At 67.2% G+C, this 20141-nt stretch carries 16 protein-coding genes; 7 read left to right on the top strand and 9 right to left on the bottom strand.

The genetic code is table 11. The features are described from left to right. Positions 1 to 32 precede the first annotated feature (32 nt). The 3 genes from RNZ50_03590 to RNZ50_03580 form a co-directional block, all read right to left on the bottom strand. Positions 33 to 485: a ClpXP protease specificity-enhancing factor SspB gene (locus RNZ50_03590; protein ID MDT8854130.1), complete on the bottom strand. Its 453-nt coding sequence runs from the start codon at positions 483 to 485 to the stop codon at positions 33 to 35. Positions 486 to 590: 105 nt separating this feature from the next. After that, complete coding sequence (gene chrA, locus RNZ50_03585; GenBank protein MDT8854129.1) at positions 591 to 1835, bottom strand: chromate efflux transporter; 1245 nt, start codon at positions 1833 to 1835, stop codon at positions 591 to 593. 59 nt (positions 1836 to 1894) lie between these two features. Then, positions 1895 to 2545, bottom strand: a complete 651-nt coding sequence (locus RNZ50_03580; protein ID MDT8854128.1) for a DUF1194 domain-containing protein — start codon at positions 2543 to 2545, stop codon at positions 1895 to 1897. A gap of 323 nt (positions 2546 to 2868) precedes the next feature. On the opposite strand from RNZ50_03580, the gene RNZ50_03575 reads away from it, so the two are divergent. The 4 genes from RNZ50_03575 to RNZ50_03560 all read left to right on the top strand — a co-directional run bounded on the left by RNZ50_03575 (position 2869) and on the right by RNZ50_03560 (position 6495). After that, on the top strand, positions 2869 to 3540 hold the full coding sequence (locus RNZ50_03575) for an SH3 domain-containing protein (GenBank protein ID MDT8854127.1): 672 nt from the start codon (positions 2869 to 2871) through the stop codon (positions 3538 to 3540). A gap of 207 nt (positions 3541 to 3747) precedes the next feature. Next, positions 3748 to 5091 carry an FAD/NAD(P)-binding oxidoreductase gene (locus RNZ50_03570; GenBank protein MDT8854126.1) on the top strand — a complete coding sequence of 448 codons (1344 nt, stop codon included), beginning with the start codon at positions 3748 to 3750 and terminating at the stop codon, positions 5089 to 5091. A gap of 10 nt (positions 5092 to 5101) precedes the next feature. Continuing rightward, complete coding sequence (locus tag RNZ50_03565) at positions 5102 to 5455, top strand: DUF5368 domain-containing protein (protein MDT8854125.1); 354 nt, start codon at positions 5102 to 5104, stop codon at positions 5453 to 5455. Between the two features lie 155 nt (positions 5456 to 5610). Further along, positions 5611 to 6495: an MBL fold metallo-hydrolase gene (locus RNZ50_03560; GenBank protein MDT8854124.1), complete on the top strand. Its 885-nt coding sequence runs from the start codon at positions 5611 to 5613 to the stop codon at positions 6493 to 6495. Positions 6496 to 6584: 89 nt separating this feature from the next. Here the strand turns inward: RNZ50_03560 and torA are convergent, their stop codons facing one another. Both torA and RNZ50_03550 read right to left on the bottom strand, forming a co-directional pair. Continuing rightward, on the bottom strand, positions 6585 to 9053 hold the full coding sequence (gene torA, locus RNZ50_03555) for a trimethylamine-N-oxide reductase TorA (protein MDT8854123.1): 2469 nt from the start codon (positions 9051 to 9053) through the stop codon (positions 6585 to 6587). Between the two features lie 26 nt (positions 9054 to 9079). Then, positions 9080 to 10702 (bottom strand): c-type cytochrome, encoded by a 1623-nt coding sequence (locus RNZ50_03550; protein MDT8854122.1) that lies wholly within the window; start codon positions 10700 to 10702, stop codon positions 9080 to 9082. Positions 10703 to 11569: 867 nt separating this feature from the next. Between RNZ50_03550 and istA the strand changes: the two genes are divergently transcribed. From istA to RNZ50_03535, 3 genes are all read left to right on the top strand, one after another. Next, a complete protein-coding gene (gene istA / locus RNZ50_03545) occupies positions 11570 to 13078 on the top strand; it encodes an IS21 family transposase (GenBank protein ID MDT8854121.1) in 1509 nt (502 codons plus the stop codon). Further along, on the top strand, positions 13075 to 13890 hold the full coding sequence (gene istB, locus RNZ50_03540) for an IS21-like element helper ATPase IstB (GenBank protein ID MDT8854120.1): 816 nt from the start codon (positions 13075 to 13077) through the stop codon (positions 13888 to 13890). The genes istA and istB overlap by 4 nt, the downstream gene beginning before the upstream one ends. A gap of 125 nt (positions 13891 to 14015) precedes the next feature. Further along, a complete protein-coding gene (locus RNZ50_03535) occupies positions 14016 to 14651 on the top strand; it encodes a hypothetical protein (protein ID MDT8854119.1) in 636 nt (211 codons plus the stop codon). A gap of 180 nt (positions 14652 to 14831) precedes the next feature. On the opposite strand, the gene RNZ50_03530 is transcribed toward RNZ50_03535, so the two are convergent. From RNZ50_03530 to RNZ50_03515, 4 genes are read right to left on the bottom strand one after another with little or no spacing between them, the layout of a single operon-like run. Next, entirely contained in the window at positions 14832 to 16613 is a 1782-nt protein-coding gene (locus RNZ50_03530; protein ID MDT8854118.1) for an ABC transporter ATP-binding protein, read from the bottom strand. Continuing rightward, positions 16610 to 17569 carry an acetamidase/formamidase family protein gene (locus tag RNZ50_03525; protein MDT8854117.1) on the bottom strand — a complete coding sequence of 320 codons (960 nt, stop codon included), beginning with the start codon at positions 17567 to 17569 and terminating at the stop codon, positions 16610 to 16612. The genes RNZ50_03530 and RNZ50_03525 overlap by 4 nt, the downstream gene beginning before the upstream one ends. A gap of 2 nt (positions 17570 to 17571) precedes the next feature. Further along, positions 17572 to 19182 (bottom strand): ABC transporter substrate-binding protein, encoded by a 1611-nt coding sequence (locus RNZ50_03520; protein MDT8854116.1) that lies wholly within the window; start codon positions 19180 to 19182, stop codon positions 17572 to 17574. A gap of 38 nt (positions 19183 to 19220) precedes the next feature. After that, a complete protein-coding gene (locus RNZ50_03515; GenBank protein ID MDT8854115.1) occupies positions 19221 to 20141 on the bottom strand; it encodes an ABC transporter permease in 921 nt (306 codons plus the stop codon).

Genomic DNA, 20141 nt, shown 5'->3' with positions numbered 1-20141 from the left:
CAACGCCAACCCGAGCCTTGCGGCCGCCGGGCCTATTTGCGGAACTTGTCGAGGCTGACGACTTCGGCCTCGTGCGGCGGCGAGTCCTCGCCGCCATCGGGGCCGTCGTCGTCGTCTTCATCCTCGTCGTCGCCGTGGGTCTCGAACCTGAGGCCGAATTCCACCGAAGGATCGACGAAGGTGCGCACGGCATCGAACGGTATGATCAGCGGTTCCGGCTGGTTGCCGAAGTTGAGCGTCACCGAGAAGCCTTCGTCGGTGACGGTCAGATTCTCGAACCAGTGCTGGATGACCACGGTCATTTCGGTCGGATAGCGGGCGTGCAGCCAATCCGCGATGGCGACATCGGGATGCGTGGTGTCGAAGGTGATGAAGAAGTGGTGCGCGCCCGGCAGGCCATGCTCCGACACGTCGGTCAGAACGGTCTGTATCAGGCCGCGCATCGCGCGATGCATCAGGTTTCCGTAGTCGATCGTGCGCGCCATGCCGAACCCTCTTTGCAATGCGGCCAGCATAGGGGATTCAATCATGAAGGGAAGGGGGGCGGCGGTCCAAATTGCGCCCAGGCTTTCGCGCCGCATGATCAGCCGTCAGATCAGGGCCGGAATGGCCGACAGGGCGGCGCAAAGCGCCAGAACCGCGGGCAGCGGCCAGTGTCGGCGCAGGATCAGAACGCCCGCCAGCAGGGCCAGCAGCAGGGCGGGCAGCGACAGGCTGGCCGGGTCGGGGGCGATCAGGTGCAGCGGCCCGGCCTGCCACAGCCCCACCTCGCGGAACAGGACATGCGCCGCGAACCACAGCGACAGGTTGGCGATCACCCCCACCACGGCGGCGGAGATGGCATTCAGCGCGCCCGACAGGCGCGGGGCATGGGCCAGCCGGTCGATCCACGGGGCGGCGGTGAAGATGAACAGGAAGGACGGCACGAAGGTCGCCCACAGGGTCACCACCGCCGCGGCAAGGCCCAGCCACAGGCCGCCCGCCCCGTGCCCCGCCATATAGCCCACGAACTCCGTCACCAGAATCAGCGGCCCCGGCGTGGTTTCGGCCAGCCCCAGCCCGTCGATCATCTGCGGCAGGGTCAGCCAGCCCTTGTCTTGCACCACCTCCTGCGCCATCCAGGCCAGCACCGCATAGGCGCCGCCAAAGGTCAGGATGGCCAGCTTTGCGAAGAACCGCGCGATTTCGGACAGGATGCCGCCGGGCAGCAGCGCCAGCGGCACCAGCCACAGCGCGGTCCAGAGGGTGGCGGTGCGGACGGTGGCGCCAAGGCTTGCCTGCGCTGCGGTCGCGGGCGAGGTCTGCCCCCTTGCGGTCACGAATCCCCAAAGCCCGGCGGCAAGGATCACCACCGGGAACGGCAGGTTCAGCGCGAACAGGGCAAGGAAGGCCAGCACCGCGATGACCTTTGGCCCCCGGCCATGCAGCGCCCGGCGCGACAGGCGCAGCAGCGCCTCGAACACCACCACCAGCACGGCGGCCTGAACGCCGGTGAACAGGGCGGCCACCAGCGGCAGGGTGCCGAAGGTGGCATAAACCATCGACAGGGCCAGCACCACCGCCGCCCCCGGGGCCACGAACAGCCCGCCCGCGATCAGCCCGCCCGCCGTGCCGTGCAGCCGCCAGCCCGACCAGATGGCAACCTGCATCGCCTCGGGGCCGGGCAGCATCATGCAGACCGACAGGGCGCGCAGATACTCGGCCTCGGTCAGCCATTTGTGACGGTCGACCAGATCGCGGTGCATCAGCGCGATCTGGGCGGCGGGCCCGCCGAAGGACATCAGGCCGATACGGGCGAAGGCGCGGGTCAGGTCGCGCAGCGTGGGTTCGGGCATGGCATCCTTCGGGGCAGGGACGGTTCACCTTAGTCGGACTGCGGAACAGGGCAAGGGGCCTAGCCCAGCGGTTTTTCCAGTTCCCGCAGCAGTTTGGCCCGCAGCGCCCGGCGGTAGTCCTGCAAGCCGCGCGCGGTGACGACAAAGCCGTTGCGGGTGATCGCCCAGCGGGCATAGAAGGCGGTGATCGGGGAGGATTGCCCCATATCCTCGATGGCGATGGCGTTGATCTCGATGCCCTGCGCCTGCGCCTGCTGCCGGGCGCGGCCGACGGTGAAGCCCGCATTCTCCGGCCCGTCGCCGGAAATGTCGATCACCCGGCGGGTGCAGTCGGGCACCGCGGCGAACTGGGCGGCGGCAAAGCCGATCGCCTCGCCCACCGCGGTGTCGGAGGCTGTGAAGGCGCGCGGCTGGATCGCCGCGGCGGCGGCAAGGCGGGTGATCTCGGCGGGGCCAAGCATCCGGCGCCAGGGCTGCACCAGCGCCTGCCGCCCCACGCCCGACCAGTGCACCACCGCCAGCGCCGCTTCGGCCTTCAGCAGCGCGTCGGCCACCTGCGGGTCGGTCAGCGCCAGCGCCAGCCCTTCGGTCTGCAGCGCATATTCGCCCGCGTCGATCGACCCCGACACGTCGATCGCCAGCACCAGCGCCACCTCGCAGGCCGGGGCGGGCGTGGTCAGGCACAGGCACAGGACAAGGGCGCGCAGCATGGCCCGAGGGTGGGGCCTTCGGCGGGTTCGGGCAATGGGATTTTTCGCGGGCATTGCCGGAGATCGGGCACCCGTCATGGCGGACCTCGATCCTTTCCGCATTCGGGCTGCACAGGACGCTGGCGCAGACCCCTCGGTGTTCCCCTTGGTGCCTGTCGCGCGGTCGTTCGCCCCGCGACGGGCGTTCGGGGGGGGCCGCGCACGCATCACCCGGAAAGTTCGCGCGGGAATGCTGTTTCGCGGTATGCTGACACGGTGCAGACGTGCCGCCGCCACGCGCGCCGCGACCACGTCAGCACGGAAGCGGCAAGCGAGGTGAAGCCATGAGAAATGATCCGGCGACTGTCAGCTTCTTTCCATGGCTCGCGGCCGCGAAGGGGCTGGCGCTCGGCCTTGTCCTTGTCGTGGCCTCACCTGCGGCGGCAACGCAGGAATACATCCTGCCCACCTTGTTCGACGTGGCGGGAGTCGCGGCAAACGATGTGCTGAACATCCGTGCGGCCCCCGACGCCGGCGCTCCGGTCATCGGCACGCTTTCGCCCCGCGCCCGCGATATCGAGGTCGTGGGGTATGACGCAAGCGGGCGCTGGGCGCGGATCAACACGGGCGAGCGCAGTGGCTGGGCGGCCTTGCGCTATCTTGCCTACCAGGTCGATGTCTGGCCCCCCGGAGCCCTGCCGCCAACGCTGCATTGCCTTGGCAACGAGCCGTTCTGGTCGTTCCGGCCAAGGGGCGGCAACGTGGTGTTCTCGACGCCGGACGCGCCCGAAAGCGTGATGCGGATCGAGCAGGTGCTGGCAACCGGGGTCTTCCGCGATCCGCGCCGATCGGTGTCGGCGCAAGGGGACTCTCGCCGCATGACGGCAGTCATGGTGCCGGCGGCATGTTCCGACGGGATGTCGGACCGCAGCTATGGTCTTGACGTGACGGTAATCCTGGAGGGAGGCGGAGAGCCTCGGATGCTCACGGGCTGCTGTTCCATCGCTCCGCGCTGAGCAACCGCAGGACAAGCCGCAGAAGGGCAAGGGCCCGGATGCGGCCATCCTGCCGGAAGGCGTGCCGCTGATGCCGGGGGCGAAGAACCTGCCCGTGAAGGACAACGCTCGGGGGGGTATGCATTCTGTTAGTTGAATGTATACTCGTCAGGAACAGGCAGCGACTCGACCGCTGGCCCGGATGACCGGCTTACCGGAGGAGAACATATGACCCTGACAGATATTGCCACTTCCCGCCGCGGGTTTCTGGGGCTCGGGTTCGCCGGTGCGGCCCTTGCCGGCCTTGGACAGCCCGCCCGTGCCGCCCGCGTGGCCACCCGGGCGCGCATCGTCATCATCGGGGCCGGGGCTGCGGGCACCGCGATGGTGAACCGGCTGGTTGACCGGCTGGATGGCGCCGTGATCACCGTGATCGACACGCGGGCCGCCCACCTATATCAGCCCGGCCTGTCGCTGGTGGCCGCCGGGTTGCGGCCCGCGTCCTACACGGTGTCGAAAACCACCGACTGGTTGCCGCAAGGCATCACCTTCATCAGCGAAAGTGCCGCCGCCATCGACCCGGTGGCCAAGACGGTCGGCACCTCGGGCGGCCAGACCGTCGCCTATGATTTCCTGATCGTCGCCCCCGGACTGGTGCTGGATCACGCCGCGATCGAGGGCTTCTCGCTAGACCTCGTGGGCACCAACGGCATCGGCGCGCTGTATGCGGGCCCGGAATATGCCGCGAAAACCTGGGCCGCGGCGCGGAAGTTCACCGAAGAGGGCGGCATCGGCCTGTTCACCCGCCCCGCCACCGAGATGAAATGCGCCGGAGCGCCGCTGAAGCACACCTTCCTGATCGACGACATCGCCAGCCGGGGGGCGGGGGCGGGCAGGTATGAAATCCACTATGCCGCGCACAATGCCGCGCTGTTCTCGGTGCCGATCGTGTCGGAAAAGGTGCGGATGCTGTTCGAGGAGCGCAGGATCATCCCGCATTACAGCCATGTGCTGAAGGCGGTCGATCCGGGCCGGAAGCTCGCGACCTTTGCCACCACCACCGTCGATCCCGTAACCCGGGCCGAGACCCGGGCGGACGTTGAACTGCCCTACGACTATCTGCACGTCATCCCGCCGCAGCGCGCGCCGGAGGTGATCCGCCAGTCCGGCCTGTCCTGGGCCGACAAATGGACGGATCAGGGCTGGGTCGAGGTTGACATGAAGACCCTGCGCCACCTGCGCTACCCCGAGATATTTGCGCTGGGCGACGTGGCCGGCGTGCCCAAGGGCAAGACGGCGGCATCGGTCAAGTGGATGGTGCCGGTGGTCGAGGATCACCTGATCGCGGCCATCGGGGGCCGCGAGGGGACCGAGGTCTACGACGGCTATACCTCCTGCCCGCTGATCACCCGGGTCGGCAAGGCGATGATGGTCGAATTCGACTACCACAACAACCTCGTCCCGTCCTTCCCCGGCCTCATCGCCCCGCTGGAGGAGCTGTGGATCAGTTGGCTGATGAAGGAGGTGGCCCTGAAGGCCACCTACAACGCAATGCTGCGCGGCAAGGCATAGGGAGACCGCCATGAAAGAGCTGACATTCGGAACCCTGATTGCGGTGTTCGAGGAAATCTTCGGCCGTGGCCTGTTCTGGGCCATGGTGGCGGCTGCCGCCATTGTCACGCTGGCCTATCTTTTCGTGCTGGTGCGCGACCGGTCGATGTCGATGCGCAAGTTCCTCGTGGCGCAGCTTTCGATGCCCTTTGGCGCCGTGGCGGCCGTGCTGTTCGTGCAGGCGATGACCCATTCGCACCTGCGCGACATCGGCGGGCCGATCGATGCCATCGTGCTGCTGGGCTTGGCCGCGATGGGGGCCATCGGGGCCGCCATTCTGGTCTACACCGCGCAATCGCTGTTCCTGCGCAAGGACGGCGCCTGACCCTGACGGTTGCGTCGGACAGGGACAGGCTGATACGCCAGCCCTGCGGGTGGCAGAGCGGGGCCCGGGCTGGCCTGGGCGGGCACGACCGGATCGACAGGCCGGATGGTGCCGTCGGGGCCCGACCGTTGACGCCGCCGCACACAAGGAGCGCCATGACCACACCACACCCCCCCAACCCGGTCGTTGCCGCGTTCTGGGATGAACCCACCGGAAGCTGGCAGTATGTCTTCCACGATCCGGCCACGATGAAGGGCGCGATCATTGATCCCGTCCGGGACTTCGATCCGGTGTCGGGTGCCACCGGGACGAGCAATGCCGAGGCGTTGCTGGCCCATGTGGCGGCCGCCGGGATCGATGTCGAGTGGATCCTCGACACCCACCCGCACGCCGACCATTTTTCGGCGGCACCCTGGCTCGCGGAGCGGCTGGGGGCGAAAACCGCCATCGGTGACCGGGTCACCGAGGTGCAGAAGCTCTGGCAGCAGATCTACCACCTGCCGGACGGCTTCCCCACCGATGGCAGCCAGTGGGACCGCCTTCTTGCCGACGGAGAGGTGTTTCATGTCGGACACATCGCGGTGCGCGTGATGCTGTGCAACGGCCATACGCCGGCCTCGGTGACCTACATCGCGGGGGATGCGGCCTTCGTGCATGACACCCTGATGATGCCCGACAGCGGCACCAGCCGGGCCGATTTTCCCGGCGGATCATCGGCGGAGCTTTTTGACAGCCTGCAGCGCATTCTGGCCCTTCCCGATACGACGCGGCTTTTTGTCGGTCACGACTACGCGCCCGAACGCCCGGCACAGTGCATGGCGACGGTGGCCGATCACAGGGCGCACAACATCCACCTGAAGGACTCGCCGGACCGGGCCGCTTTCCAGGCCCTGCGCGATGCCCGCGACGCGACGCTGCCATTGCCCGAGCTGATGCTGGCGGCGTTGCAGGTCAATATCCGCGGCGGCCGTGTCCCCGAACCCGAAGCGGACGGCCGGTCCTACCTGAAGTTGCCGCTGGACTGGTTTGAACCCAGGTAGGCTTGCACCTTCGGTTGTCCGGACCGAATGCAGACCCGTCGGCGCGTCCGCGACCGGACGCCGTGCTGCCCTGATGTCGCCCCTTGCGGTCAGGCCCCGGGTTCGATGAAGACGGTGACCGGAGGGGGCGGATCGCGGAACTTTTCGACCTCGGCCATCGCGGTATGGCCGCAGTTGCCCTGCGACAGCCGGGACGTGCTGATCCCGGTGGTCAGGGTGTTCACATCGCCATACTTGCACAGCGCGCCCTCCACCCGCGCGTCGGCCGGGTCGAACCAGCCGCCCTCGTCGATGCGGATCACGCCGGGGCGGATGACATCGGTCACCACCACCCCGGCAAGGATCTGGCCGCGGTCGTTGAACACCCGCACCACGTCGCCATCCACCAGCCCGCGCGCAGCGGCATCGGCCGGGTTGATCCAGCAGGGCTCGCGCCCCGAAACCTCGTAAAGCTTGCGCAGTTCGGTGCCGCAAAGCTGCGAATGCAGCCGGTAGATCGGGTGGTTGCTGGCGACGTGCAGCGGAAAGCGGGTAGTCGGGCCGCCCAGCCGCTCGATCGGTTCCATCCAGGTCGGATGCGGCGGGCAGTCGTCGTAGCCCATCTTCTCGACGTTGCGCGAGAAGATCTCGATCTTGCCCGAGGGCGTTCCCAGCGCGTTCAGCAGCGGGTCGGCGCGAAAGCCGGCATGGCGCACGAAGTCGCGCTCTGCGTCGGACAGCGGGAAGGCCAGCGGCTCGTTGCTGTCCCAGAAGGCGTCGAACACCGGCATTTCCATGCCCTTGGCGCGGGATTCGATCTTCGCGGCCTCGTAGAAGCCGCGGATCCACTCCATCTCGGTCTTGCCCTCGGTGTAGTCGTAGCGTTTGCCCCAGCGATCGGCGATGTCGGCCAGGATGTCGAAATCCGATCGAGCCTCGAACATCGGCTCGATGATCTTCTTCATCGCCACGATGTGGCTCATGGCATAGTCACCGACCTGCTCGATGTCGTTGCGCTCGTAAGAGGTTGTCACCGGCAGCACGATGTCGGCGTGGCGGGCCGAGGCCGTCCACTGGAAATCATGCACGATGAAGGTTTCGAGGTTGCGCCAGGCGCGCAGCATCTCGTTGCGGTCCTGATGGTGCGCGAAGGGGTTGCCGCCCGCCCAGTAGGCCAGCTTGATCAGTGGCAGGGTGATCTGCGTGCCGTTGAAATCCATCACCGCGCCGGGGTTCAGCAGCGTCTCGACCAGCCGCGACACCGGGATCGAGGCGGCGCCGGACCCCGCAAGCCATTCCGCCCCGCCGCCCGAGGACTGCCCGGCGGTATCGGTGATCGCGGGCAGCACCGGCGAGGTATGGGTCGGCGCGCCACCGCTGGCATAGTGATAGCTGAGCCCGTAGCCCCCGCCCGGCAGGCCGATCTGCCCCAGCATGGCGGCCAGGGTGACCAGCATCCACGGCGCCTGTTCGCCATGGTGCTGGCGCTGGGTGGAATATCCCAGGGCCAGCATCGTCCGGTTGCCCGCAAAGCGCCGCGCCAGATCGCGGATCGTGTCGGCAGGCAGGCCGCAGATGCCCGAGGCCCAGTCGGCGGTTTTCGGCACGCCGTCGCTTTCACCGACAAGATAGGGCAGGAACCTGTCGAAACCGGTGGTGTACTTGTCAAGGAACGCCTGATCGTGCAGCCCCTCGGCATGAAGCGTGTGGGCAATCCCCAGCATCAGCGCGACATCGGTCTGCGGCCGCGGCGCCAGCCATTCGCCATCCAGCGCGTCGCAGGTCTCGGTGCGGACCGGGTCGATGCAGATCACCCTGGTCCCGGCGGCTTTCAGCCCGTCGATGCCCGGGTAAGCGCCGTGGTCGGCCACCTGCCAGGAAATCTGCGAGGTATTGAGCGGGTTTGCCCCCCAGAAAACCATCAGGTCGGTATGCGCGGCGACGTTCTGCCACGAGGTGCATTGCTCGTAAACCTCGATCGAGCCGACGACATGGGGCAGGATCACCTGCGCCGCCCCGGTGGAATAGTCGCCCGACGAGGTGGTGAAGCCGCCGTTCAGCTTCAGCATCCGGCGAAGCAGGGTCCGGCAGTTGTGCAGCTTGCCGGGGCTCTTCCAGCCGTAGGAGCCGCCGAAGATCGCGGTGGCACCATGCTGTTCGCGCACCCGCACCAGTTCTGCGGCCACCAGGTCCAGCGCCTTTTCCCAGCTGACGCGGACGAAATCGCCGGTGCCGCGCCCGTCGGGGTCGGCACCCGGCCCCTGTTCCAGCCAGGCGCGGCGCACCATCGGATACTTGATCCGGGTTGGCGAATAGATCGAATCGAGCACGCCGGGCAGTTGCGGCGACGGTTTCGGGTCACCTTCCCACGGGGTGAACCCGACGGCGCGCCCATCCTGAACCTGCGCCCGGAACACGCCCCAGTGGCTGCCCGAAATCACGTCCTTCACGGGTTGCGCCGCGGCCGCGCGCGGGAACATCGGTCCACCCGCGAGGCCCAGACAGCCGGTAGCCGCAGCGGTCTGCAGGAAACGGCGACGCGAGAGTGCGCTCATCCGGGCGGGTATCGACAGGGTCATGGCGTTTCCTTCATGGGGCGGCACGATCAGCGGGCAACAGTCTCGCCCCCGCGCACGTCCTTGGAATGGTTCTGCAGATAGGCGAGCAGCAGCCGGTACTGGTCGTCGCTCATCGAGGTGAAGCGTTTCATGGCGTTGAGGTTGCCGATCCACTGGTTTGCCAGGAAATGCTCGGCTTCGGGCAGCGCGTGGCAGGTGGCGCAGGAGGTGTTGAACAGATCGGCGCTGTAGGTCCAGAGTTCGGGCAGCCGGGTGTGCAGGTCGGTGCCGTCGATCCAGGCCGTCAGCGTGCCCCGGGTCCAGGTCTGGCCGGTGTCGGGGTCCACCACGGTTTCAACCGGCTGCACGGCGGCCCGTGCCGCATCGCCCAGCACGGCCTGCAGGATGCGCTGGCCCTGCGCGGCGTAGAACACCGTCTCGGCACCCTCCATCTGCCAGCCGTCCAGCCTGACCCTGATCCGGTCGCCCTGCCGGTCCTCGACCGCCAGTGCCGCGGCGGCGAGAAACTTGCCGTCCGCCTCTGCGGTTCCGACCGCCAAGCGATCAAGATGGAAGCCCTTGGTGTGGGTGACGAAGATTTCCTTTGCCGCGTCGATGTCGCGCGGTGCCGACATTGGCAGCGGTGCGGGGCTGACACGGCCAAAGCCTTCGGGCAGCATCACCAGTTGCGGTGTGAGGTTCGGCTCCGGCGTGCCGGGGGCGGGGGCGTCGATCGGCGCAAGCGTCCTGATGTAGGCGGCAATCGCGTGCAGGTCGGCGTCGGGCATCTGCGCGGTGTTTTCCACCACCTCGGCCATGTGTCCGCCCGCGACCTTGCCCACCGGGCTGACGCCGAACTTCAGATAGCGGTAGATCGCATTTTCCGACCACCAGCCGATGCCGGAATCGTGCGGGGTGATGTTGGGCACATGGCCCGGACCCTCGGCACTCGGGCCGCCGGCATAGCGTTGGCCGGGCGCGATGTTGCCCATGAAGGTCCGCGGCGAATGGCATTCCGCGCAATGGCCCGGCCCTTCGGCAAGGTATTGGCCGCGCGCGATCTGCGGGTCGTCAACCTGGGGCAGCGGCTTGCCATCGAGAAAGGCCAGCCGCCAGACCCCGATGCCGCGCCGCAGGGAATAGGGGAAGGTCAGCTCGTGATCCGGCACCGTGCCGCTGACGGGCGGCAGGGACTGCAGATACGCAAACATGTCGCGCACGTCATTGGCGGTCAGATGCTGGTACGAGGTGTAGGGGAACGACGGATAGAGGTTCTGCCCGTCCGGCAACGGCCCGCCGGGGCCGACGCCCTCGCGCACCGCCCGGGTAAACTCGGCCAGCGTCCAGTTGCCGATGCCGTCCACCGGATCGGGCGAGATGTTGGGCATGTGGAAGGTGCCGAACGCCGTCGCCAGGGTCCGGCCGCCGCCCAGCAGCAGCGGGTCGTCCTGCCCCGGCGTCGTGTGACAGGTGGCGCAATCCCCCGCGAGGAACATCGTGCGGCCATTCGTCAGGTCCGGTGCTGCGGCATCCGCGACATCCGGGGCGCGATGCGTCAGCGACCATGTCAGCGGCGAGGTCAGCACGAAGAAGCCTGCCACCCCCGCAACCAACACGGTTGCGCCGATCAGTCGGGCCGTCCTGAACCGGCCTCCTGGTTTTGCTGACATTGTCTTCCTTCCCGGGCATTCACGAACAATGGAACGTCGGCGCGCATCCATCCGATTTTTCGAGGCTGGACATCGCACGCCGTCCACGCGCCCATGCAGCGCCGACGGCACCACTTGCGGGGAATCCTATCGCACTTGATGCGGATCCCAATTGATTCAGATCACGGTATCCATTCTGACACGCTGCGGTTGCGCCGGGTCAGAGCCCGCTCATTTCCACCGCGGCCGGTCCGCGGTCCCTGCGTCGGCATCCTGCGCGCGTCGTTGCAGGTTACAGAACCGGCTTCGCTGGTCGGAAAGCCGTCCTCCAGCGCCTTGGTCAAGCGCCGGGCGGTGCGGCGGTCAAAGCGGAACCCCTCTTCGATCTCACGCAGCCCGGCGAGGCATCGGCAAAGGACATGATCGGACCCTGACAGGAAATGACACCGTTGCAAGCTATTGAGATCCTTGCGGTCTGTCGAGATGATTCTCCCTCGGCGGTTTCGAGTACCAACCTTTTGAGTGACATCGAGGGTATCGGCAGGCCGCACCTTTCCCCCGACGCGCGCAGGTTGTCTCATCTTTCGGCAATCGGCGGCAGTGTGACAGGATCTGACAGGGTGTCGGTGCAAGGTGATGGTTCACGAAACCTTGCAAAGGATCCCGACCATGACCGGTTCATCTTCCACCGCCAGTCGTCCCCTGCGCCATTGTTGCGCGACAACCATCTTGGCCGGTGCCGGCAACCACCTTGGCCGGTGGGGCTGAACGGAAGACGGGCATGCCCGTCTGGAGGGCAGCCCCACCGGCCTGATTGATTTCGGGGAAGGTGCTGGTCGCTGCGGGTTGGTAAGCCGGGTTCCTCTGCCGTCAAACGGAGGATCCGGGTTGGCCTACAAACCCATCAACGACCAGCAATTGAGATTATACATGTCCGACCTCCGATATCACAGTCAGCGCACGTCGGCCGCCCGCGCCGGGTTCAGCGAGCGCACGGCCCGACGGTTCGATGCCAACCCGACGCTGCCCTCGAACCGCAAGATCGTTCACGGGCGCACGGTGGCCGATCCCCTCGAGGGTTATTGGGAGGGCGACATCCTTCCCTTGCTGGAGAGGGACAGCGCCTTGCAGGCCGTCACCCTGCTGCGCCACCTTCAGGGCCTGCACCCGCTGGCCTTCCCCGATGACCGGATCCGGCGCACCCTGGAACGGCGGGTGCGGCAGTGGCGGGCGCTGAACGGACCCGAGCGCGACATCATCTTCCGCCAGACGCCGGAGCCGGGCCGCATGGCCCAGTCCGACTTCACTCATGCCGAGGAGCTGGAGGTGACGATCGCGGGCCAGCTATTCCCGCATCTGCTCTACCACTTCGTCATGGTCTACAGCCGGTGGGAGCATGTCGGGGTGGTCCTGGGCGGGGAGAGCTTCACGGCCCTGGCCGAGAACCTGCAGCAGGCGCTCTGGTCGCTCGGCGGGGCACCACAGGAGCATCGCACCGACAGCCTCTCGGCCGCTTTCCGCAACCTGACGGCTGACCAGCGCCAGGATATCACCACGCGCTACAATGCCTTCGTCGGCCATTACGGCATGGAGGCCAGTCGCAACAACCGCGGGGAAGCTCATGAGAACGGCGCGGTGGAGTCCCAGAACCGGCACCTGAAGAAGGCCATCGAACAGGCGCTGATCCTGCGCGGCAGCCGCGACTTCGCCAGCATCGAGGACTACCGCCGCTTCATCGACATTCTGGTGGCACGGCGCAACCGGCAGCGGGCGGCGGCCACGCAGGTGGAACGGGCGCATCTGAAGCCCCTGCCGCGCCGGCGCACCACCGACTTTACAGAGACCGTGGTTCCGGTCACCCGCACCAGCGGCTTTCTGGTCAAGAGCATCTTCTACAGCGCCCCGTCGCAGCTGATCGGGCAGCGCTTGCGGGTCCACCTTTACGACGATCGCCTTGAGGCCTTTCTCGGCAGCACCCTGGTCGTCAGCCATACAAGGGCGCGAGGTCGCGGCGATGGCCATCGCGTGCATGTCATCAACTACCATCACGTCATCCATGCGCTGCGGCGCAAACCGCAAGCCCTGTGGAGTTCGATCTACCGCGACAGCCTGTTCCCGCGAACCGAATACGCTGAGGCCTGGAAGGTGCTGCAGCGCGATCTGCCCCGCCGCGACGCCTGCCGCCGCATGGTCGACCTGCTGTTCATCGCCCACGACCGGGCCTGCGAGGCGGAACTGGCACATCTGCTGGCAGCAGAATTGGACGCGGGCCGGGTGCCCGATCCCGGACCTCTGGCATCCTGCCTGAACCCGCGGCAAACGGCGCTGCCGAGAGATGTTGCCGTCGCCCATCCCTCGCTCGACAGCTTCGATGCCCTTCTGGGAGCCTGCGCATGACCTCCCGCGAGATCGACATCCACACGCTGCCAGGCATGCTGACCGCGCTGCGCCTGCCCAGCTTCCACAAGCTTTGGGCCGACATCGCCACCCGTGCCGACACCGAAGGCTGGCCCGCTGCCCGCTTTCTGGCTGTCCTCGCGGAATACGAACTGGCCGAGCGCGACATGCGCCGCATTCAGCGCCACATGAACGAGGCACAGCTACCGGCTGGCAAGACGCTGGCGACCTTCGACTTCAAGGCGCTGCCAACCCTGCCGCGCGCCCGGATCGAGGCCTTGGCGGTCGGCGACTGGCTGGAGGGTGGCGGCAACCTGATCGCCATCGGCAATTCCGGCACGGGCAAAACGCACATTCTCTGCGCGATAGGCCATGCCCTGATCGAGCGGGGACACCGCGTGTTCTATACCCGCACCAGCGATCTGGTGCAGCGACTTCAGGCCGCCCGCCGCGATCTGGTGCTCGAAGCCGCGCTCGCCAAGCTCGACAAGTTCGACCTGATCATCCTCGACGACATCACCTACGCCCACAAGGATCAGGCCGAGACAGGCGTGCTCTTCGAGCTGATCGCCCGGCGCTACGAATACCGCAGCATCGCCATCGCCGCCAACCAGCCCTTCAGCGGCTGGGACCAGATCTTCCCGGACAAGGCGATGACCGTCGCGGCCATCGACCGGCTGGTTCATCACGCAGCGATCCTGGAGATGAATGCCGAAAGCTTCCGCCAGCGCGCGGCCGCCTCCAACAAAGAGGCGCTGAGCAGACCGCCAACGACAACCATCGCCGACAACAAGGACAAAGGAGAAGGCTGAGCGAAAAACAATTCCAGATACGCCAACCCAGCGGCCTAAAACCGGCCAACGTGGTTGACGGTCACGGACATGCTGGTTGACGCGCTACACGCCATTCCCTGAAACGTGGCTTCGCCCGGCAGGCGATGGCGCGGTCAAAGGGCGCCGAGGCCGATCATGCGGCTGTCTTTGTCCTGCTGCGCCAGGTCTCTCCGAACCGGCGCTCGACGGAACGGGCGGTGCTGCGGCTGCGCAGGATGCCGAGCGTGGTTGCGGCTGGGCTTGCCGACGACCGGCTGGTGGTCGTGCTGCGCAACAGCTGCGCGATGGTGACGCGGTCTGACGGCGTCGACATCTTCACCGAGGACGCGCTGATCTACACCCGGGTCGCCGTGCAGTTCGCCAAGGGGCGGATGCACAGCTGGATCAACCGGGCAAACTTCAGCCAGCACGCGCTGGAACGGCTGGTCGAGCGCAGCCGTTGCCCGCTGGGGCAAGATTTCCTTGGCGTGGTGGACGGCGAGGCGTCTGCCCTGCTGAAACGCTGTCTGGCCGGCGAGATGATCGAGCATGACGGCGACAGCTTCCTGCGCGCGCGGCAGGAGGGTGTCTGGGCGGGCAGTCTCGACCTGACCCTGCCGGAGCCCGAATGGGGCGGCAGGGCGGACCCGGAGGCGCGCGTGCCGACCTTCTCTGCCCGCACCTTTCTTGGCCCGGACGAGATGAGGCCCTGCCTGTGGCTTCGCTGGCAGGACGACCCCCGCCTGTCGCTGGTGGCCTGAACGGGCCGCGCACCACGCTGACGCCGCCACTGGCGCTGAAGGACGGGCCTCCGCAGATGGCGGTCGGCACGGCGGGGGGGATCCTGCCGCTGTTCCACGCGCACAACCCGTCGGGCGTCTGTCCCGGGCGGGCGGTGGGGCAGATCATGAACGGATGAGCTGCCCCACCGCGCACCCGCGTCAGGCGCGGCGTTGCCCCGCAGCCACCAGATGCCCTTCGCCGATATCGACAAGGTCCACCCGTTCCGGACTCTTGCCGACCGGATGGACCGGGCTGGGGATTTCCCCCGCCATCCTGACCGACCGGGCCGCGCGGTGAAGCGGGTCGGGAACGGGGACCGCCTCGATCAGCCGCCGGGTATAGGGGTGCTGCGGGTTGCGGAAGATCTGGTCGCGCGTGCCCATTTCGACGATCTGCCCCAGATACATCACCGCGACCCGGTCCGAGATGTTCTCGACCACCGCCATGTCGTGGCTGATGAACAGGAACGCGATGCCGAATTCGCGTTGCAGCGCGTTCAGCAGGTCCAGCACCCGCGCCTGCACCGACACATCCAGCGCCGAAACGCTTTCATCCGCGATGATCAGGTCGGGTTGCAGGGCCAGCGCCCGCGCGATGCAGATGCGCTGGCGCTGGCCGCCCGAAAACTCGTGCGGATAGCGGTCCATCTGGTCGGCCGACAGCCCCACCCGCTGCATCAGGTCTGCCACCCGGGCGCGCTGTTCCGCAGCCGTGCCGACCCCGTGGATCACCAGCGGTTCCGCGATCAGCGCATCCACGCGCATCCGGGGATCAAGGGCAGCCATGGGGTCCTGGAACACGATCTGCACCCGTCGGCGCAGGCCCTTCCACCCGGCGCGGTCGAGCGACTCCAGCGGTTGCCCCGCGACCTCGATCCGGCCCTGATGGGGGGCCAGCCCGACAAGGGCCCGGGCGATGGTCGATTTCCCGCAGCCGGATTCGCCGACCAGCGCAAAGGTCTCGCCGCGGCGGATGTCGAAGCTCACATGCTCGACAGCATGAACGTTGTGGGTGACGCCGCCCAGAAATCCGGCCCGGAACGGAAAGCGCACCACAAGGTCGCGCAGGCGGGCCACCGGCTCGCCCGCGACCGGGGGCCGCGCGGCCCCCTGGCCCAGACGCGGAACGGCAGCCAGCAGATCCCCAGTGTAGCGCGCCTGCGGCCGGGCGAACAGATCGGCGGTGGCGGCCTGTTCCACCATCCGGCCCGCCTTCATCACGATGACCCGGTCGGCCATTTCGGCAACCACGCCCATGTCATGGGTGATCAGGACGATCGCGGTGCCCAGATCGCGTTGCAGGTCGCGCAGCAGATCCAGCACCTCGCGTTGCACCGTCACGTCCAGCGCGGTCGTCGGCTCGTCCGCGATCAGCACCTCGGGCCGCAGCGCCAGCGCCATCGCGATCATCACCCGCTGGCGCATTCCGCCAGACAGTTCATGGGGAAACTGAGTCAGCCTGCGTTCGGGTTGCGACAGGCGCACCGCCGTCAGGGCCGCCAGCGCCTGCACCCGCGCCTCGGCCCGTGACACGGGGGCATGGGCGCGGATGGCTTCCGTCAACTGGGTGCCGACCGTCATCACCGGGTTGAGGCTGGTCATCGGTTCCTGAAAGATCATCGCGATCCGGTCGCCGCGCAGGGCGCGCATCTGCGCCTCGGGCAGGGCCAGAAGGTCGGTGCCGCCCAGATGCACCGACCCGCCCGTCACCCGCACCGCAGGCGGCGGCAACAGGCCCATGATGGCCAGCGACGTGATCGACTTGCCCGACCCGCTTTCGCCGGCAATGGCCAGGGTTTCGCCCCGGCGCAGGGTGAACGAAAGGTCCTGCACCAGCGCCTTGTCGCCGCTGTCGGTCCGCACGGAAACGGTCAGGCCCTGCACGCGCAACACCTCCGGGGCCGTTGCGGCCCCGGAGACAGGTTCCGGAACTGCCGTCATTCGAAGACGCAGCGCGGGAAGTAGAAGCTGACAACCCAGTTCGGCATGTCGACGATTTCCGAGATGCGCAGGTCGCCGCAGGTGGACACCAGCATGTAGGCATCGACCGCCGCCATGCCGCGCGTGGCACAAAGAAGGTCGATCATGTTGGCGACGGCATCGCGGCTGGCCTGCATCAGGTCGGGGCCGATTCCGGTCGTCACCTCGTAGCCCCTGGCATCCAGATGCCGCGTCACCGGGCCGGGCGTGGTGAAGCGCGGGGTCTTCAGGTTGGCGCCCTTCACCAGATCCAGCGTCAGAACAACATCCATCGGGGATTCGATCGCCGTGCCGCACACCTCGCCGTCGCCCTGCGCCGCGTGGGTGTCGCCCACGCTGAACAGCGCGCCGTCCACCTCGACCGGCAGATACAACACCACGCCCGCCGTCAGATCGCGGATGTCGAGGTTGCCGCCGACGCGCCGGGGCGGCACCACCGAGTGCAGGCCCCGCTCGGCGGGCGCGTTGCCGATGGTGCCCGCAAAGGGCTTCAGCGGCACAGCGGCCTCATGCCCCCACATCGCCGGCCCCATCTGGCCCGCATCATAGGACCAGACCTTCAGCGCGGGTTCCGGAAACTGGTCGGCCAGCAGCCCGAAGCCGGGAATGTTCGCCGTCCAGCCAAAGCCACGCCCGTCATGGCGCTGGGGCGTAAAGCTGTCGATGGTCACCTTGATGGCATCGCCGGGTTGCGCACCCTCGACAAGGATCGGCCCCGAGGTCGGGTTGATCCTGCCGAAGTCGAGCGCCACCACATCTGCGACGGTGGACGACGGGCCAAGCTGGCCCGCCGATGAGTCATGGCATCTGAACAGGATCGTCGATCCCGGCGCCACCCGTTCGGCCGGGACAAGCGCGTTGTCCCAGCCGAAGTGATGCTGCGCTGCGTGGATGGTGTAGTCGCAGGTCTTGCACATGGTTACTTCACATACACGTAGTCATAGTTGACCGGGATCGACACCGGATCGACGAACAGCGCGTCTTCGCCGCCCATCCGGGCCGACTTCATCGTGTAGCGTTCCTCGTTGAACACCGGCACCCACGGGGCCTGTTCCATCACGCCGGTGTAAACCTCGGACCACAGAGCCAGCCGGTCTGCCGCCTTGGCGGGGTCTGCCATGCTGTCGGCCTCGGTTGCCTTGGCGTCCAGTGCCTCGTCACAGAACTTCGACCAGTTCCAGCCGCCATCAGCCGCCCCGGCACAGCCCAGGATCGGGCCGTAGAAGTTGGACGGATCGGGGAAGTCGGCAATCCAGCCCATGCCGCCCGACCAGATCATCGGCGCGGTGCCTGCGCCGCCGGCCTCGATCACGTTGGCCTGCGCAAGGTTCTGCAGGCTGGCCTTGATGCCGATGGCCGCCAGATCCTGCTGGATGGCCTGGGCGATGCGCGGGTTCGGGTCGGTGTTCATCACGAACAGCTGAGTCTCGAACCCGTCTGCGAGGCCGGCGTCGGCCAGCAGTTTCTTCGCGCCTTCCACGTCATAGGCGTATCCCGCGTAGCCTTCGGTATAGCCCGGCATCGAGGGCGGCAGCGGCTGGGTCGCCGGTTTCGCGCGGCCGTTGATGATCTGCACGATGCGATCCTTGTTGATCGCCATGTTGACCGCCTTGCGCACCTCGACCTTGTCGAAGGGGGCGGTGTTGACGTTCAGCGTGATGTAGCCGGTGTGCAGCTGCCCGCCGACCACCACCTGCGCCGCCTGCGCCGGGTCGCCCATCACTTCGGTGAACTTGGCGGGCGGAATGCCGTCGCCGGGAACGTCAACCTCGCCGTTCTGAAGCCGAAGCAGGGCCACGACAGGTTCCTGCCCCACTTCAAACAGCACCTGATCCAGATAGGGCACGCCGGCACGCCAGTAGTCGGCGTTCTTCTCGAACACCAGCCGCTGGCCCAGCGTCCATTCCGCCAGCTTGAAAGCACCCGTCCCGACCGGCTTCTTGCCGAAATCGGCCCCCGCCGCATCCACCGCCTCTTTCGGCACGACAGAGGCAAAGTTCAGCGCCATGACATGCAGGAACGTGGCATCCGGGCGCGACAGGGTGATCCTGACGGTCAGCGGGTCCACCACCTCGACCCCCGACAGCCCGCCGTCGCCTGCGGCCTCGAACCCGGCAATCGCGCCGAAGAACCCCGCCCCCGGCGATTGGGTGGCCGGATCGGTCACCCGGTCCAGCGAGTATTTCACATCCTCGGCCGTCATCTCGCGGCCGTTGTGGAACGTGACGCCGGGGCGCAGCTTGAAGGTGAACACCTTGCCGTCAGGCGATATTTCATAGCTTTCCGCCAGACCGGTGCGCAGGGTCGTGGTGCCGGGCACATAGTCCATCAGCCCGTCGAACAGCGACTTGATCATCGACCAGTTCTGCCAGTCATAGCCGATCGCGGGGTCGAGCGTCGCCACGTCGTCCTTGTAGGTGATGGTGATCGACCCGCCCGCCTTGGCCGCCGGATCGGGGGTGTAGTCCTGCGCCACGGCGGGCAGGGCCAGCGTCAGCACAAGCGCGGTGGAAGTCATCCATTTTGTCATGTCAGTCTCTCCTGTTGAGTTTTTTTGGGTAGGACCGGCTAGCGCAGCCGGATTCGGGGATCGATGAACGGGGTCACGATGTCGGCCAACAGGTTGCCCAGCACGATGGCCAGCGCCGACACCATCGTGACCCCCATGATGATCGGAATGTCGACGCGCTGGATCGCCTGCCATGCCAGTTGACCGATGCCGGGCCAGCCGAACACCGATTCCACCACGACGATGCCGCCCATGAAGATGCCGATGTCGATGCCGATCATCGCGATGATCGGCAGGATGGCGTTGGGCAGGGCATGGCGCAGGATCACCCGGGCGCGCGGCAGGCCCTTGGCGCGGGCGGTCCGGATGAAATCGGCCCCCATCACGTCGATCATCGAGGACCGCATCATGCGCGAATACCACCCCGACCCGAGGATACCCAGCGTCAGGGCCGGCAGCACCAGATGGGCCGCCGTGCCATAGCCGCCGATCGGGAACCAGCCCAGCTTGACCGCGAACACATAGAGCAGCAGCAGGCTGACCACGAATTGCGGCGCGGACACCGTGATGAAAGAGGTCATCATCAGCGCCTGGTCGGGCGCGCGGCCCCGCCACAGCGCCGCCGCCACGCCCATCGTCAGCCCCAGCACCAGCTCGCACGCGATCCCGCCCGCCATCAGCAGCAGCGTGGCAGGCAGGCGCGACCAGATCAGCTCGGCCACCTCGGTCTTCTGCAGATAGCTGCGGCCCAGATCGCCCTGCACCAGCCCGGCCAGAAACCGCCCGTATTGCACGATGAACGGCTGATCGAGGCCCAGCTGCTGGCGGATGTTCGCGACGGTTTCCGCCGTGGCGGACCGCCCGGCGATCTGGCGCACCGGGTCGGCGGGCAGCACATACAGCAGCAGGAAGGTGATGAAGCTGACCCCCAGCAGGATGAACACCGCCTGTACCAGTCGCCGGATCAGATAGGCCGCCAT

Source organism: Paracoccaceae bacterium Fryx2 (assembly GCA_032334235.1).
In the GTDB taxonomy this organism is placed as follows: domain Bacteria; phylum Pseudomonadota; class Alphaproteobacteria; order Rhodobacterales; family Rhodobacteraceae; genus JAVSGI01.
This window is presented reverse-complemented; position numbering and strand designations above follow the sequence as displayed.

Excerpts from the sequence above, each read along its gene's own strand:
- RNZ50_03590 (MDT8854130.1), bottom strand. The coding sequence starts at position 485 with ATGGCGCGCACGATCGACTACGGAAACCTGATGCATCGCGCGATGCGC.
- chrA (MDT8854129.1), bottom strand. The coding sequence starts at position 1,835 with ATGCCCGAACCCACGCTGCGCGACCTGACCCGCGCCTTCGCCCGTATC.
- RNZ50_03580 (MDT8854128.1), bottom strand. The coding sequence starts at position 2,545 with ATGCTGCGCGCCCTTGTCCTGTGCCTGTGCCTGACCACGCCCGCCCCG.
- RNZ50_03575 (MDT8854127.1), top strand. The coding sequence starts at position 2,869 with ATGAGAAATGATCCGGCGACTGTCAGCTTCTTTCCATGGCTCGCGGCC.
- RNZ50_03570 (MDT8854126.1), top strand. The coding sequence starts at position 3,748 with ATGACCCTGACAGATATTGCCACTTCCCGCCGCGGGTTTCTGGGGCTC.
- RNZ50_03565 (MDT8854125.1), top strand. The coding sequence starts at position 5,102 with ATGAAAGAGCTGACATTCGGAACCCTGATTGCGGTGTTCGAGGAAATC.
- RNZ50_03560 (MDT8854124.1), top strand. The coding sequence starts at position 5,611 with ATGACCACACCACACCCCCCCAACCCGGTCGTTGCCGCGTTCTGGGAT.
- torA (MDT8854123.1), bottom strand. The coding sequence starts at position 9,053 with ATGACCCTGTCGATACCCGCCCGGATGAGCGCACTCTCGCGTCGCCGT.
- RNZ50_03550 (MDT8854122.1), bottom strand. The coding sequence starts at position 10,702 with ATGTCAGCAAAACCAGGAGGCCGGTTCAGGACGGCCCGACTGATCGGC.
- istB (MDT8854120.1), top strand. The coding sequence starts at position 13,075 with ATGACCTCCCGCGAGATCGACATCCACACGCTGCCAGGCATGCTGACC.
- RNZ50_03535 (MDT8854119.1), top strand. The coding sequence starts at position 14,016 with ATGGCGCGGTCAAAGGGCGCCGAGGCCGATCATGCGGCTGTCTTTGTC.
- RNZ50_03530 (MDT8854118.1), bottom strand. The coding sequence starts at position 16,613 with ATGACGGCAGTTCCGGAACCTGTCTCCGGGGCCGCAACGGCCCCGGAG.
- RNZ50_03525 (MDT8854117.1), bottom strand. The coding sequence starts at position 17,569 with ATGTGCAAGACCTGCGACTACACCATCCACGCAGCGCAGCATCACTTC.
- RNZ50_03520 (MDT8854116.1), bottom strand. The coding sequence starts at position 19,182 with ATGACAAAATGGATGACTTCCACCGCGCTTGTGCTGACGCTGGCCCTG.
- RNZ50_03515 (MDT8854115.1), bottom strand. The coding sequence starts at position 20,141 with ATGGCGGCCTATCTGATCCGGCGACTGGTACAGGCGGTGTTCATCCTG.